This window comes from Oerskovia turbata (genome assembly GCF_000718325.1).
Lineage (GTDB): Bacteria > Actinomycetota > Actinomycetes > Actinomycetales > Cellulomonadaceae > Oerskovia > Oerskovia turbata.
Map to the genome: position 1 here is coordinate 195,668 of NZ_JOFV01000006.1, position 13,977 is coordinate 209,644.

The following is a 13,977-nucleotide window of genomic DNA, read 5'->3' on the forward strand; positions in this document are numbered from 1 at the left end:
ACGGTGCGCAGCCCACCAGGGGTCCCTCGGTTGCACCCCGGGCGCTCCCCCGTGACACCCTGGGAGCAGGCCGGACGCCGCCGCGGCCTCCCGCAGCGGCCCGGCACCTACACGCACGCACCGAGAGGAACACCATGATCGAGCTGAGGACCCCCCGCGAGATCGAGCAGATGCGCCCGGCGGGCCGCTTCGTCGCGGACGTCCTCACGCAGGTCAGCGCGGCCGCGAAGGTCGGCGTCAACCTGCTCGAGCTCGACGCCCTGGCCCACAGGATGATCAAGGACCGCGGCGCCGAGTCGTGCTACATCGACTACCACCCGTCGTTCGGCGCGAGCCCCTTCGGCAAGGTCATCTGCACGTCGGTCAACGACGCCGTCCTGCACGGCCTGCCGTTCGACTACCGCCTCCAGGACGGCGACCTGCTGAGCCTCGACTTCGCGGCCTCGGTCGACGGCTGGGTCTCGGACAGCGCGGTGTCGTTCGTCGTCGGGAACCCGCGCGGGGGCGACCGCGGCGCCGCGGACCAGAAGCTCATCGTCGCGACCCAGGACGCCCTGGCCGCGGGGATCGCGGCCGCGCAGCCGGGCAACAAGGTCGGCGACATCTCGGCCGCGATCGCGGCCGTGGGGCACGGGGCGGGCTACCGGATCAACACCGACTTCGGCGGTCACGGCGTGGGCCGCACCATGCACGGCGACCCGCACGTGCCCAACGACGGCCGCAAGGGCCGCGGGTTCCCGCTCAAGCCGGGCCTCGTGATCGCGATCGAGCCGTGGTTCCTCGAGACGACCGACGAGATCTTCACCGACCCCGACGGCTGGACCCTGCGCAGCGCCGACGGCTCGCGCGGCGCGCACTCGGAGCACACGGTCGCGATCACAGAAGACGGGCCGGTCATCCTGACGGCCCGCGACTGACGCCTGGCCCCCGGGGCCGCGAGGTAGAGGCCTGGCGTCGAGGTAGAGGGCCGGGGCCCTCTACCTCGACGGTTCGCCTCTACCTCGGCGCAACCGACTTCTTGAAGAAGGTCGCCGAGTCCTCGTACCCGAGGGCTTGGTAGAAGGTCCCCGACCGGCGGCTCGCGAGCGACACGTACGCCGCCCCGGACACCGCTGCCCACGCCTCGGCTGCCGCCATGAGCTTCCGCCCGACGCCCTGTCCACGCAGCACCGCGTCGACCATGACCTCCTCGACCCAGACGACGGGTGCGTTCGCGAGGAACGTCCGGTGTCGGTGCGCGAGCAGGTACCCGACGGCGCCGCTCCCCCGGTCCGCGACCAGCAACAGGGCGTCGGCGGTCGTCAGGAGAGCACGGAACGTCGTGGCGAACGGCTCGCGCTCGGGGCAGAAGGACGTCGCGAAGTCCCGCGCGAGCGGCCAGACGGCGTCGAGGTCGTCGGCCGTGGCCCGTCGGACGATCGTGGTGACTGCTGCGTCGTTCACGCGCGCAGCCTAGCGCCGGCCCCGTCCCCCGCGAAGTAGAGGCCTGACGTCGAGATAGAGGGGCCGGGCCCTCTATCTCGACAGTTGCCCTCTATCTCGCGAGCAGCCCGCGGGCCGTCAGACCAGGCTGCGCAGCACCGCGACCGCGCCGGCCTCGTCGATGCTGCCCGTGACCTCGTCCGCCGCCGCCTTGACCTCGGGCTCGGCGTGGCCCATGGCCACCCCGCGACCGGCCCAGCGCAGCATGTCGATGTCGTTGCTGCCGTCCCCCACGGCCACGGTCGCTCCCGGCGCCACGCCCAGCAGCCCCCGCACGCGCTCCAGGGCGCTCGCCTTGGTCACGCCCAGCGGCGCGATGTCCATCCACGCCGTCCAGCCCACCGCGTACGTGACGTCGCTCAGCCCCAGGGAACCGGCCAGCGCGCTGAACTCCTCGCTCGTCGACCCCGGGTTGCGCACCACGACACGCGTGACCTCGCCCGACCACAGCTCCTCGAAGTCGACCACGTCGTGCACGCCGTCGAGCTCACCGTGCGGGAACAGGTCGTTCATGCGGAAGCCGATCCCCACGTCCTCGACCGCGAACAGCGCGTCGGGGAGCTGGTCGCGCAGCAGCCGCAGCGCGTTCTCCGGGTTGAACGTGATCATCTCGTCGACCACGTAGCCCGTGGGCGACGAGTCGTCGAAGCGTGCCGTCACGGCGCCGTTCGAGCACACCATGAACCCTTCCGTGAGACCCAGGCGCTCGGCGATGGGCAGCACCGCGATGAGCGAGCGGCCCGACGACAGCAGCACGTGGTGCCCCGCCGCCCGTACGGCCGCGACCGCGTCCGCGACACCGTCGCTCAGGACGTCGTCGTGGCTCAGGATCGTCCCGTCGATGTCGAGCGCGACGAGCAGCGGCCCCACCCCCGGACGGGCCGGGTTCGCGGCACGGGCCGCGTCGGACCGGGTGTCCGTGCCCGACGGCGCCACCCCGCCCGGGTGCGACGGCGCGCCTGCGGGAGCGACGTCGTCGGGCCGGGGGGTGCTCGTGGTGACCTTCGAAGGGCCCGTCACTCCGTGCCCCTCGACGTGCCCTTCGACGAACCGGCCGACGCGCCCACCGGCTCCAGGACCTCGAGCCCGCCCAGGTAGGGCCGCAGGCCCTCGGGGACGCGGACCGAGCCATCAGGCTGCTGGTGGTTCTCGAGGATCGCGACGATCCAGCGCGTCGTGCCCAGCGTGCCGTTGAGCGTCGCGACCGTGCGCGTCTCGGACTTGCCGTCGACGTCGACGCGCTCGCGCACGCCCAGGCGGCGGGCCTGGAACGTCGTGCAGTTCGAGGTCGACGTCAGCTCGAGGTAGCGCTCCTGCGTCGGCAGCCAGGCCTCGCAGTCGAACTTGCGGGCCGCGCTCGACCCCAGGTCACCGGCAGCCGTGTCGATCACGCGGTACGGCAGCTCGCACGTGCGCAGCATGGCCTCCTCCCAGGCGAGAAGACGCTGGTGCTCGGCCTCGGCGTCGGCCGGGTCGACATAGCTGAACATCTCGACCTTGTGGAACTGGTGCACGCGGATGATGCCCCGTGTGTCCTTGCCGTACGAACCGGCCTCGCGGCGGTAGCACGCGCTCCAGCCCGCGTACCGCTTGGGGCCGTCCGACAGGTCGAGGATCTCGCCCGAGTGGTAGCCCGCGAGCGCGACCTCGCTCGTGCCGACCAGGTACAGGTCGTCGGCCTCCAGACGGTAGATCTCGTCCGCGTGCTCGCCCAGGAACCCCGTGCCCTGCATGATCTCGGGGCGCACGAGCGTCGGCGTGATGACGGGCGTGAAGCCCGCCTGCGTCGCCTGGTCCATGGCCGCGTTGAGCAGCGCGAGCTCGAGGCGCGCCCCGACCCCCGTCAGGTAGTAGAACCGGGCGCCCGACACCTTGGCGCCGCGCTCGGTGTCGATCGCGCGCAGGCCCTCACCCAGCTCGAGGTGGTCGCGGGGCGTGAAGCCCTCGGCCGCGAAGTCGCGGACGGTGCCCTCCTCGCGGAGCACGACGTAGTCGTCCTCGCCGCCAGGGGGCGCCCCCTCGATCACGTTCGAGATCTTGTAGAGGATCGTCTTGAGCTGCGCCTCGGCGTCGTCGGCGTCCTTCTGACGGGCCTTGACGCCCTCCGCGAGCTGCTTGGTGTGCGCGAGCAGGGCGGTCTTCTCGTCGCCCTTCGCCTGCGCGACCTTCTTGCCCAGGGACTTCTGCTCGGCGCGCATCTGCTCGAAGTCCGTCAGCGCGCTGCGACGGCGGGAGTCGGCGTCGAGCGCCTGGTCCACGAGGGCGGGGTCGTCGCCGCGAGCCACCTGGCTGGCGCGGACGACGTCGGGGTTGTCGCGCAGAAGTCGAAGATCGATCACCACTAGAGGGTATCCAACGTGCGGGAGGCCGCGGCACGGGGCCCGCCGACGGTGACGCACGCGGACGCCGACGGTGACGTACGCGTGCGCCGAGGGCGACGGGCCGACCGCCGAGGGTGACGGGCACGTCACCCTCGGCGGTCGGGCACGTCACCCTCGGCGGCCCAGCGGGATCACCAGCGGCGTGCCCGTGACCGGGTCGTCGATGATCGTGCAGCGCAGCCCGAACACCTCCTCGACCAGCTCGGCCGTGACGATCTCGCCCGGCGCCCCCTGCGCCACCACGGCCCCGTCCTTCATCGCGACCAGGTGGGTCGCGTAGCGGCAGGCGTGGTTGAGGTCGTGCAGCACCGCGACGAGCGTGCGCCCTTCGCGGTTGAGGTCGCCGAACAGCTCGAGCAGCTCGATCTGGTGCGCGATGTCGAGGAACGTCGTGGGCTCGTCGAGCAGCAGCAGCTCGGTCTCCTGCGCGAGCACCATGGACACCCACACGCGCTGGCGCTGGCCGCCGGAGAGCTCGTCGACGGGCCGCGCCGACAGCGGCGTGACCTGCGTGGCCGCGAGCGCCCGTACGACGGCGTCCTCGTCCTCGCGCGACCACTGCCGCAGGAGCTTCTGGTGCGGGTAGCGGCCGCGGGCCACGAGGTCGGCGACGGTGATGCCGTCGGGCGCGATCGACGTCTGGGGCAGGAGCCCGAGCCGTCGCGCGACCTCCTTGGCCTTGTAGGACGTGATGGTCTTGCCGTCGAGCACGACCTGCCCGGCGCTCGGGGTGAGCAGCCGTGACAGGGCACGCAGCAGGGTCGACTTGCCGCACGCGTTGGGCCCGACGATCACGGTGAAGGACCGGTCGGGGATCGCGACGTCGAGCCCTTGGGACACGATGCGTTCGTGGTACCCGATGCTGAGCCCTTCGGCGCGCAGCCGGGGCTCGCCGGGTGCACCAGGGACGGCTTGCCCGACGGCGGAGCCCGCCGCGGGCGCGTCGGCCGCGGCCGGGTTCGTGGTCGCCGGGGTCACCGGCGTCACCGGGGTGGTCGTCGTGGCGGTCATCGCCGTCTCCTCGGGAGGGGTGGGGCTGGTCGGGGCCGTGCGGGTCCGGGTGGTCACTGCCGCCTCGCCTCCCGGGCGAGCAGCCACACGAGGTAGCAGCCGCCGATGCTGACGGTCACGACGCCCACGGGGAGCTGCGTGGGCGCGAACGCGCGCTGCGCGACGAGGTCGCTCGCGGCGAGCAGCGCGGCGCCCATGGCGGCCGAGGACGCGAGGCCGACGGTCGCGCCGCGCGTGAGGCGGCGGGCAAGCTGGGGCGCGGCGAGCGAGATGAACGCGATGGGTCCGGCCGCGGCCGTGACGAGCGCCGTCAGGGCGACGCCCACGACGACGAGCGAGAGCCGCGTGCGTTCGGAGCGGACGCCGAGGGCCTGCGCGGCGTCGTCGCCCATCTCGAGGACGTTCATGCGGCGCCCCAGGAGGAACAGGGGCGGCACGAGCGCCGCGAGGATGAGCACGACGGGCAGCACCTGGGTCCAGGACAGCCCGTTGAGGCTGCCTGCTCCCCAGGTCGCGGCGGCCATGGCGCGCGCGAGGTCGGCCTTGAGGATGAGCCAGGTGTTGACGGACGCGAGCATGGCGCTGATCGCGATGCCGACGATGATGAGCCGGAAGCCCTGGACGCCGTTCTTGTACGCGAGCAGGTAGACGACGCCCGCGGTGACGAGCCCGCCGATCATTGCCCCGGCGGCGACCGCGCTGTACGAGCCGCCGAGCAGCAGGATCACGACGAGCGCACCGGTGTACGCGCCGGTGTTGAACCCGATGATGTCGGGGCTGCCGAGGGGGTTGCGGGTCAGGGACTGGAAGATCGCGCCGCTCATGCCGAGGGCGCCGCCGAGCAGGATCGCGAGCAGGACGCGCGGGAGGCGCCACTCGACGACGACCATGCGGATCACCTCGGGGGCGTCGCCGGTGAGGGCGCGCAGCACGTCGGGCACGGCGACGGCGTAGTCGCCGACCCCGAGCGCGACGACACCCACCGCCGCGGCGAGCGCCACGAGCACGAGGGTCACGACGGCGGCGCGCACGTCGAGGCGGGCGGAGAACCGTCCGCGGCGCGAGCGCACGACGCGCGTGGGTCGGCCGAAGTCGAGGCGGGCGCGCGGCGTCTGCACGGGCACGGTCACAGCCCGCTCACCTGCCTGCGTCGCACGAGCCAGATGAGGACCGGGGCGCCGACGAACGCGGTCACGATGCCGACCTGCAGCTCGGCGGGCCGCAGGACCAGGCGCGCTGCGACGTCGGACACGAGGAGCAGGACGGGCGACAGGACGAGCGTGCAGGACAGGATCCACCGCTGGTCGGGGCCCACGATCCAGCGCGCGACGTGCGGGACCATGAGCCCCACGAACCCGATGGGGCCTGTGGCGGCCGTGGCCGCGCCGCACAGGAGCGTGACCGCGACGACCACGATCGTGCGGGTGCGGTGGATGTGGGCGCCGAGGGACCGGGCGAGGTCGTCGCCGAGGGCGACCGCGTTGAGCGGGCGTGCGGCGACGATCGCGAGCACGACGCCCACGAGGATGAACGGCGTGACCGTCCCGACCATGTCCCACGAGCGGTTGCTGAGCGTGCCAGCCCCCCAGTAGCGCATCGTGTCGAAGACCTGCGGGTTGAGCAGCGTGATGCCCGACGAGATCCCGCCCAGCACGGCGCCGATCGAGATGCCGGCGAGCGTGAGGCGGATCGGTGTCGCTCCCCCGCGCCCGAGCGAACCGATGAGGTAGACCACGACGGTCGTGACGATCGCCCCGAGGAACGCGAACCAGATGTACTGCTGGATGGTGACGACGCCGAACGTCGCGACCCCGAGCACCACGGCGAACCCCGCACCCGCGTTGACGCCCAGGATGCCGGGGTCGGCGAGCGGGTTGCGGGTCAGCGCCTGGATCAACGCGCCCGAGAGTCCGAGCGCGACCCCGACCAGCAGGCCCAGGGCCGTGCGGGGCAGGCGCAGGTCGCGCAGGACGACCACGTCGTTCGGGTCGGCGCCGGGCGCGCCGACCAGCGCGGACCACACCGAGGCGAGGGGGATCGTCTTGGAGCCCACGGCGAGGCTCACGAAGACCATCACGACCAGGACCCCGACGGCGACGAGCAGCCACGCGGTCCGCGTCGCGTTGGTCGCGGCGAGGCCGGGCGCCCTGTCGGCGGCCGCGACGGGGGCCGCGACGGGGGCTGCCGACGAGGACGGCGGGGCGCCGCCCCCCGCAGGGGCCCGTTCGGTCGTCGTCATCTCACAGCCCCAACGACTCGAGCTTGTCGTGATAGGCGTCGGTGACCTCTTCCTCGTCGCGGTCCTCGTCCGCCCAGAGGGCGTCGATCCACGCCTTGACGCTCGGGTCGAGGTTCTCCCAGCGCTCTGCCCACTTCTCGGCCCCCGCGGTCCAGTACCCGATGGTCTTGTAGGCCGTGACCGGCAGGCCGCGCTCGTGGCGCAGGTACTTGCGGACGGCGCGCAGCACCTTGGTCTCGCCCGCGAACCAGACGTACCCGACGCCGTCGGGCAGGTCGATGCTCCGCAGGATCTCCTCCAGCCGGCACGGGCCGTGGCCGTTGCCGCCGTAGACCCACGCGATGTCGACGTCGGGGTTGGCGGGGAAGGACTGGCGGTGGCCCGCGTCGGGCACCTCGACGACGACGCGCGTGCGCACGCCCGCCGGCGCCTGCTCGATCAGGCGGCCGACCGCGGGCAGTCCCGTCGCGTCCGCGAGGAGGATCTGCCACGCGAGGTCGGCGGGCGGGTCGTACAGCCCGCGCGGCGAGTTCAGCCCGACGACGTCGCCCGCCTTCGCCTGCTGGGCCCAGGCGGCGGCGACTCCCCCGTCATGGACGACGAAGTCGATCACGACCAGGCCCGGCGCGGGCACGGCGCGGACCGTGTAGGTCCGCATGGGCGACGCCTGGACGCCCTCGGGGTAGTCCCAGGAGTCCTCGGTCGCGAACGGCAGGACGGGCTCGGCCTCGCCCGGCGAGGGCAGGAAGACCCGCAGGTACTCGTCGCCCACCCCCGTCGACTCGAAGTCCGCGAGCCCCCCGCCACCGAAGGTGACCCTGATCATGCCGGGGGTCAGACGCTCGACCGCCACGACCTCGGCGCGGTGGATGCGCATCACGGCAGCAGGGCCTTCTCGACGACCTCGAGGAACGCGTACTGGCCGCTGGGCGAGCCGTAGACCATCTCCATGTCGTGCACGGCGATGTTCCCGTTCGCGACGAACGGCAGCGACGTCCACAGGCCGTTGCCCGCGAGCTCGGTGAACGGGTCGGTGAGCTCACCCGTCTTCTCGTCGGGTGCCGTCGAGGTGAAGACCCAGTCGATGCCCGCGAGCTGCTCGAGCTGCTCGGTGCCGAGCGTCGTGCCCTCCTCGGGCTCGACGAGCGGCGTGATCTTCAGCCCGAGGTCCTTGAAGACGAGGCAGGGCGTGCCGTAGCAGGACGTGATGACCTCGCCGTCGCCGTACCCGACCGGCCCGACGACCGGGTCGATCCCGGCCGCGGCGAGCCGCGCCCTCACGTCGTCGACCTTGGCCTGGTACTTCGCGGTCCAGGCGTCGTGCTCGGCGACCTTGTCGAACGCCTGCGCGACCTCGGCGAAGCTCTCACGCCAGTCGCGGCCGTCGAACCCGTTGAAGCTGTACGTCGGGGCGATGTCGGGGAGCTTGGCCACGAGCTCGTCGTCGTAGCCCAGGCCGTTGAGGATCACGTCGGGCTGCGCGGCGAGGATCTCCTCGTAGTTGTACTCGGGGAAGTTCTTGAACGTCTTGATGCCCTCGAGGGCCTCCTGGTCGAAGAACGACGGGAAGGTCGTGTACCCCTGCGAGCGGATCGGCTGGGAGCCCGCGAGCGGGATGCCGAGGGTGATGAGCATGTCGAGGTCGGTCGTGTAGACGCCGAGCGCGGCCTGCGGGTCGGTCGGGATCGTGGTCTCGCCGAACGCGCTGTCGACCGTGCGGGTCTCGGTTCCTCCGGCACCGGTGCCGGAGGTCGAGCCGGAGCCCGAGCCCGCGTCGGTGCCCGAGGCGCACGCGCCGAGCAGCAGGGCGAACGTCGCCGCGGAGGCGGCGAGCAGGGTGGTACGGGCGGAGCGGGCGGTACGGGCGGTACGGGCGGTACGGGCGAGGGTCACAAGGGCTCCCGGGCAGGGGACGGTGACGACCACCGTCAGGCTGGTTAGGTATCCCTACCCTAACCAGGCGTGCGCCTCGGGAACCGGCCGATCGTCGCCACCAGCGGCCAGGGGGTGTTCCGCATCGGCCCTCACCGACGCCACGTACCAGCCCGGCGTATGACCCAGCACCCGCCGGAACGACTGCACGAACGCGCTCGGCGTCCGGTACCCGACCCTGCGCCCGACCGTCCCCACCGGCATCCCGCCCGCGAGCAGCCCGATCGCGACCCGGACCCGCGCATGGATCCGCCACTGCGCGAACGTCATACCCGTCTCCCGGTGGAACAGCCGGGAGAAGTTCCGCACGCTCACCGACACCTCCCGCGACCACGCCTCGAGCGACCGCGTGTCGGCAGGGTCGTCCAGCAGACGCCTGGCGACCGACGCCAGGCGCGCGTCCGAGGGCATGGGCAGCACCATGGGCGTCACGTCCACGGGAGACAGGAGGTCGACGACGACGCGCTCGCTGCGCCGTCGGGCCGCCGGAGCCATGTCGCGCTGCGACAGGTGGACCATGAGCTCGCGCGCCGCGGGCGGGACCGAGACCGCGGTGGTGCGGTGCGCCCGGTCCAGGACCGCGACGAAGGCCTCGCCCGCCGGCGCCCCGCCGCCCCCCGGCGCAGGTGACGCCGCCACGTCCGCGTCCACATACGTGCAGTAGAAGCCCGTGCCGCCGGCCGTCTGGACCGCGTGCGCGACACCTGCAGGGATCCACAGGCCGATCGTCGGCGGGACCGCGAAGAAACCGTGCTCGGTCTCGACGGTCAGCACGCCCTGCGCGCCCCACAGCAGCTCGTGGAACGCGTGCACGTGCACGGGCCACAGGCCCGGGGTGCTGGGCGGGAAGTGCGACGTCGACACGGACCGGACCTCGCGCGCGGCCGCCAGGAGCGCGGCGGCCTCGACGGCGTCGGAGTCGCGCGGTTCACCGGTGGCCTCGTGGCCGCCGCCCGGGAGCCGGACGGGCGCGAGGGGGACGGAGAGTTCCTGGCCGATGAGCGACATGGTTCGGCAGGCTATCTCACATCGGCTCAGGTAGGTAAGCATTACCTTAGCAAGCATGCCCCTCCGTTCCCGTCGCCCCGCACGCCCGGAACCGGGCAGCCCACCCCGTCCGACCGCGGGAGCACACCCGCCACCCGGCCACGCCGGGCCACCGCCGACGACCGTGAGCGGCATCTTCCGCCTCGTCCTCGCGGGCGACCGCCGATGGCTCCTGCTCGCAGCGGGCGCGAGCGGCTTCATGGTCCACCAGGTCGCCGAGGCGCTCGTGCCCGTCCTCATCGGCGTCGTCGTGGACCGCGCGATCATGCCGCGCGACGGCGCCGCGCTCGGCCTGTGGCTCGGCGTCCTCACAGGCGTCTTCCTCGTCCTGACCATGGCCTGGCGCATCGGCATGCGCTCGACCGTCCGCGCATTCTCGTTCGCCGCGCACGACCTGCGCCAGCTCACCGTCGCGCGCGTCCTCGACCCGCGCGGCATGGCCCGTCGACGCGCGGCCGGCGAGACCCTGACCATCGCGTCCTCCGACACGAACCGCGTCGCCGGGATCGCCTGGCTCGTCACGGGACAGCTCGGCGCGCTCGCCGCGATCGGCACGACCGCCGTGAGCCTCCTCCTCGTCTCCGTCCCGCTCGGCGTCGCGGTCCTCGTCGCGACCCCCCTGATGCTGCTCGTCATGCACCGGCTGTCCGTCCCGCTCGAGGCCCGCAGCGAGGCCGAGCAGGAGACCGCCGCACGCGCCGGCGGCCTCGCGACCGACCTCGTCACCGGGCTGCGCGTCCTCAAGGGACTGGGGGCGGAGCAGGCCGCCGCCGACCGCTACCGTCGCGCGAGCCGCGGCTCCCTCGCGGCCGCGTTGCGCGCCGTCCGCTCCCGCGCCGCGTACCAGGCCGTCAGCGCGGCGCTCTCCGTGGTCTTCCTCTCGACGGTCGCCCTGTTCGCGGGCCGCATGGCACTCGCCGGGCAGATCACCGTGGGCGAGCTCGTCGCCGTCGTCGGGCTCGCCCAGTTCGTCCAGGAGCCCATGTCCCGGACCGGGTTCCTGGGCGTCGAGCTCGCGCAGAAGCGGGCGTCCGCCCGCCGCCTGCTCCGCCTGCTCGACGAACCCACCGTCCACAGCACCACGGCCCGGCCTGTGGACACCGGAGTGGCTGGCGCGACGCCGTCGGGCGGCACGGTGACCCTCGCCGGAACCTTCGGCGGCTCCGCGCTCGGGCCCGTCACGGTCCGCCGCGGCCAGGTCGTGGGCGTCGTCGTGCCCGACGCCGGAGACGCGGCCGCGCTCGTCGACGTCCTCGGGTGCCGCGCACCCGCCCCACCCGGGACCGTCGTCATCGACGGGACCGACCTCTCGACGCTCGACCCGACGACCGGACGCACCCTCGTCTTCGCAGCCCGGCACGACGCGACGCTGTTCAGCACGACCGTGCGCGACAACCTCGCACCCGACGGCCCCCTCGACCCCCGCGCGCTCGCCGCGTCCGGGACGACCGAGGTGCTCGGGCACCTGCCCGACGGTCTCGACACCCACCTGACCGGCCGCGGACAGCACCTGTCCGGCGGACAGCGCCAACGCCTCGTCCTCGGCCGGGCCCTGCACCGCCCCCAACCCGTGCTCGTGCTGCACGACCCGACGACCGCCGTCGACACCGTGACCGAGGCCCGGATCGCCGCGGGGCTCCGGGGGCTCCCCGACCGTGCGCTGCTGCTCGTCACGACCAGCCCGACGCTCCTCGCGGTGTGCGACCAGGTGGTGGTGGCCGTGAACGGGGTCCCCGAGGCGACGGACGCCGACGCCGAGCTGGTCGCCTCGTGAGCGCCCATGCCGCGACCGAGGCCGACCGCGTCGCCCCGGCCCACGAGATCCTGCCCGTCGCCACGACCACCGCGACCAACGCGGCCCTGTGGCGCATGCTCACACGGCGCCGGTGGCTCTTCGCCGGGACCGTCACGGTCCTCCTGGCCGGGTCCGTCGCAGGCCTCGCGACCCCCGCGCTCCTCGGAACCCTGGTCAACGTCGTCGCGGAGGGCGGTGAGACCTCCGACCTCGTCCGCTGCGCGCTGCTGCTCCTCGGGGCCGGCGTGCTGAGCGCGGGCCTCGGCTACCTCGGCCAGACCCTGCTCGCCCGGATCTGCGAAGGAGCCCTCGCCGACCTGCGCGAGGACGTCCTCGCGAGCGCGCTCGACCTGCCCCTCGAACAGGTCGAGCGAGCGGGCGTCGGCGACGTCGTCGCGCGCGTCTCGGGAGACGTCGACGCCGTGAGCGAGGCGATCTCGGGCGTGCTGCCCGCAGTCACGTCGGCCGCGTTCACGATCGTCCTGACGCTCGTGGGGCTCGGCGCCCTGGACTGGCGCTTCGCGCTCGCCGCGCTCGCGGCCGCTCCCCTGCAGGTCGTGTCGCTGCGCTGGTTCCTGCGCCGCTCGGGCCCCGTGTACCGCGAGGTGCGCGTCGCCGAGGCGCAGCGCACCGAGCAGGTCATCGAGACCGTCGCGGGCGCGACGACCGTCACGACGCTCGGCCACGGCGACAGGCACGAGGCGCTCGTCGCCCGGTCCTCGCTGCGCGCGATCGACCTGTCGCTGACCGGGATCGGGCTGCTCACCCGCTTCTACAACCGGCTCAACGTCGCCGAGCTGATCGGGCTCGGCGCCGTGCTCGCCGTGGGGTTCTGGCTCGTGTCGGACGACGCCGTGACGGTCGGCGCGGCGACCGCAGCCGCACTGTACTTCCACCGGCTGTTCGGGCCGATCGGCACGGTGCTGGGCGAGTTCGACGAGATCCAGAAGGCCGGTGCAGGACTCGCGCGGCTCGTGGGCGTGACGGCGACGGTGACGGTGACGCCAGGGACCGCCGAGGGTGACGGAATCCCGGCCGAGGGTGGCCGGACTCCTGCCGAGGGTGACCGGACTCCTGCCGAGGGTGACCGTGTTCGTGCCGAGGGTGACCGTGTTCGTGCCGAGGGTGACGCCTTGTCCGCCGACGGTGACGGAATCTCCGCCGACGGCGACCAGACCTCTACCCGGGGTGACCACCGCGGTCCGGCAGCCATCTCCCGGGAGGCACGCTCCGCCGTCGTGCTCCGGGGCGTGACGTTCAGCTACACGCCCGGGCGCGACGTCGTCACCGACGTCGACCTCGACGTCGCCGAGGGCGAGCACGTCGCGCTCGTCGGAGCGTCGGGAGCCGGCAAGACGTCGGTCGCGAAGCTCGCGATGGGCATCCACCGCCCGACGCGCGGCGCCGTGCGCGTCCTGGGCGAAGCGCCGGGGCGACGCCGTCGGGCCGTGAACGACTCCACCGGCCGGCCGAGCGGCGCCGCGATGGTGAGCCAGGAGGTCCACGTCTTCAGCGGGACGCTCGCCGAGGACCTGCGCCTCGCGGCCCCCGACGCGAGCGACGCCGAGCTGACCGCGGCCCTCGACGCGGTCGAGGCGCACTGGGCGCACGACCTGCCCGACGGCCTCGCGACCGTCGTCGGCGCGGGCGGGCTCGACCTGTCACCCGACCGCGCGCAGCAGCTCGCGCTCGCGCGGATCCTGCTGCTCGACCCTGCGGTGGTCGTGCTCGACGAGGCGACCGCGGAGGTCGGGACGGACGGCGCCGCGACCCTCGACCGGGCCGCGCGGGCAGCGCTCGCGGGGCGGACCGCCGTCGTCATCGCGCACCGGTTGAGCCAGGCCCGGACCGCGGACCGCGTGGTCGTCATGGAGTCGGGGCGGATCGTCGAGTCGGGGACGCACGACGCGCTGCGCCAGGCTGGTGGCCGGTACGCGGAGCTGTGGGCAGCGTGGGAGCGAGGCACGAAAGGCACGACAGACCGCCGAGGGTGACCGTCCCGAGCGCCGAGGGTGACGGCGCCGTCACCCTCGGCGGGCATACGCGTCACCGTCGGCGGGCATACGCGTCACCCTCGGCGGGCATACGCG

The 13,977-nt window shown here is 73.4% G+C and carries 12 protein-coding genes; 3 read left to right on the forward strand and 9 right to left on the reverse strand.

Going from position 1 to position 13,977, the window contains the following annotated elements:
* Window positions 1-134: 134 nt before the first annotated feature.
* Window positions 135-917, forward strand: a complete 783-nt coding sequence (map, locus tag IE95_RS0108255) for a type I methionyl aminopeptidase (protein ID WP_030151150.1) — start codon at window positions 135-137, stop codon at window positions 915-917.
* Window positions 918-996: 79 nt separating this feature from the next.
* Here the strand turns inward: map and IE95_RS0108260 are convergent, their stop codons facing one another.
* The 9 genes from IE95_RS0108260 to IE95_RS0108300 form a co-directional block, all read right to left on the reverse strand.
* The gene (locus tag IE95_RS0108260) at window positions 997-1,443 is read right to left on the reverse strand and encodes a GNAT family N-acetyltransferase (RefSeq protein WP_030151151.1); all 447 of its coding nucleotides are present in this window, start codon (window positions 1,441-1,443) and stop codon (window positions 997-999) included.
* Between the two features lie 117 nt (window positions 1,444-1,560).
* Window positions 1,561-2,502, reverse strand: a complete 942-nt coding sequence (locus tag IE95_RS0108265; RefSeq protein ID WP_338068439.1) for an HAD family hydrolase — start codon at window positions 2,500-2,502, stop codon at window positions 1,561-1,563.
* Window positions 2,499-3,821, reverse strand: coding sequence for a serine--tRNA ligase (serS, locus tag IE95_RS0108270; protein ID WP_051702927.1), 1,323 nt, complete (start codon window positions 3,819-3,821; stop codon window positions 2,499-2,501). Before serS ends, IE95_RS0108265 begins: the two co-directional genes overlap by 4 nt.
* Before the next feature lie 150 nt (window positions 3,822-3,971).
* A complete protein-coding gene (locus IE95_RS0108275; RefSeq protein ID WP_084690020.1) occupies window positions 3,972-4,874 on the reverse strand; it encodes an ABC transporter ATP-binding protein in 903 nt (300 codons plus the stop codon).
* Window positions 4,875-4,927: 53 nt separating this feature from the next.
* The gene (gene fepG / locus IE95_RS0108280; RefSeq protein ID WP_030151155.1) at window positions 4,928-6,004 is read right to left on the reverse strand and encodes an iron-enterobactin ABC transporter permease; all 1,077 of its coding nucleotides are present in this window, start codon (window positions 6,002-6,004) and stop codon (window positions 4,928-4,930) included.
* On the reverse strand, window positions 6,001-7,113 hold the full coding sequence (locus tag IE95_RS0108285) for an iron chelate uptake ABC transporter family permease subunit (RefSeq protein WP_030151156.1): 1,113 nt from the start codon (window positions 7,111-7,113) through the stop codon (window positions 6,001-6,003). Before IE95_RS0108285 ends, fepG begins: the two co-directional genes overlap by 4 nt.
* 1 nt (window position 7,114) lies before the next feature.
* Window positions 7,115-7,990, reverse strand: coding sequence for a siderophore-interacting protein (locus IE95_RS0108290; protein ID WP_030151157.1), 876 nt, complete (start codon window positions 7,988-7,990; stop codon window positions 7,115-7,117).
* Complete coding sequence (locus IE95_RS0108295; RefSeq protein ID WP_084689972.1) at window positions 7,990-9,006, reverse strand: ABC transporter substrate-binding protein; 1,017 nt, start codon at window positions 9,004-9,006, stop codon at window positions 7,990-7,992. Before IE95_RS0108295 ends, IE95_RS0108290 begins: the two co-directional genes overlap by 1 nt.
* A gap of 54 nt (window positions 9,007-9,060) precedes the next feature.
* Complete coding sequence (locus IE95_RS0108300) at window positions 9,061-10,053, reverse strand: helix-turn-helix domain-containing protein (RefSeq protein WP_084689973.1); 993 nt, start codon at window positions 10,051-10,053, stop codon at window positions 9,061-9,063.
* 163 nt (window positions 10,054-10,216) lie between these two features.
* Here IE95_RS0108300 and IE95_RS0108305 point away from each other — a divergent pair, with 163 nt between their 5' ends.
* Window positions 10,217-11,866, forward strand: coding sequence for an ABC transporter transmembrane domain-containing protein (locus tag IE95_RS0108305; RefSeq protein WP_036571502.1), 1,650 nt, complete (start codon window positions 10,217-10,219; stop codon window positions 11,864-11,866).
* Window positions 11,863-13,881 (forward strand): ABC transporter ATP-binding protein, encoded by a 2,019-nt coding sequence (locus IE95_RS0108310; protein WP_240666357.1) that lies wholly within the window; start codon window positions 11,863-11,865, stop codon window positions 13,879-13,881. Before IE95_RS0108305 ends, IE95_RS0108310 begins: the two co-directional genes overlap by 4 nt.
* Window positions 13,882-13,977 lie beyond the last annotated feature (96 nt).

Bases quoted from the DNA above. Each gene is read 5' to 3' on its own strand.
- map (WP_030151150.1), top strand. From the start codon at position 135: ATGATCGAGCTGAGGACCCCCCGCGAGATCGAGCAGATGCGCCCGGCG.
- IE95_RS0108275 (WP_084690020.1), bottom strand. From the start codon at position 4,874: ATGACCGCCACGACGACCACCCCGGTGACGCCGGTGACCCCGGCGACC.
- IE95_RS0108285 (WP_030151156.1), bottom strand. From the start codon at position 7,113: ATGACGACGACCGAACGGGCCCCTGCGGGGGGCGGCGCCCCGCCGTCC.
- IE95_RS0108290 (WP_030151157.1), bottom strand. From the start codon at position 7,990: ATGCGCATCCACCGCGCCGAGGTCGTGGCGGTCGAGCGTCTGACCCCC.
- IE95_RS0108300 (WP_084689973.1), bottom strand. From the start codon at position 10,053: ATGTCGCTCATCGGCCAGGAACTCTCCGTCCCCCTCGCGCCCGTCCGG.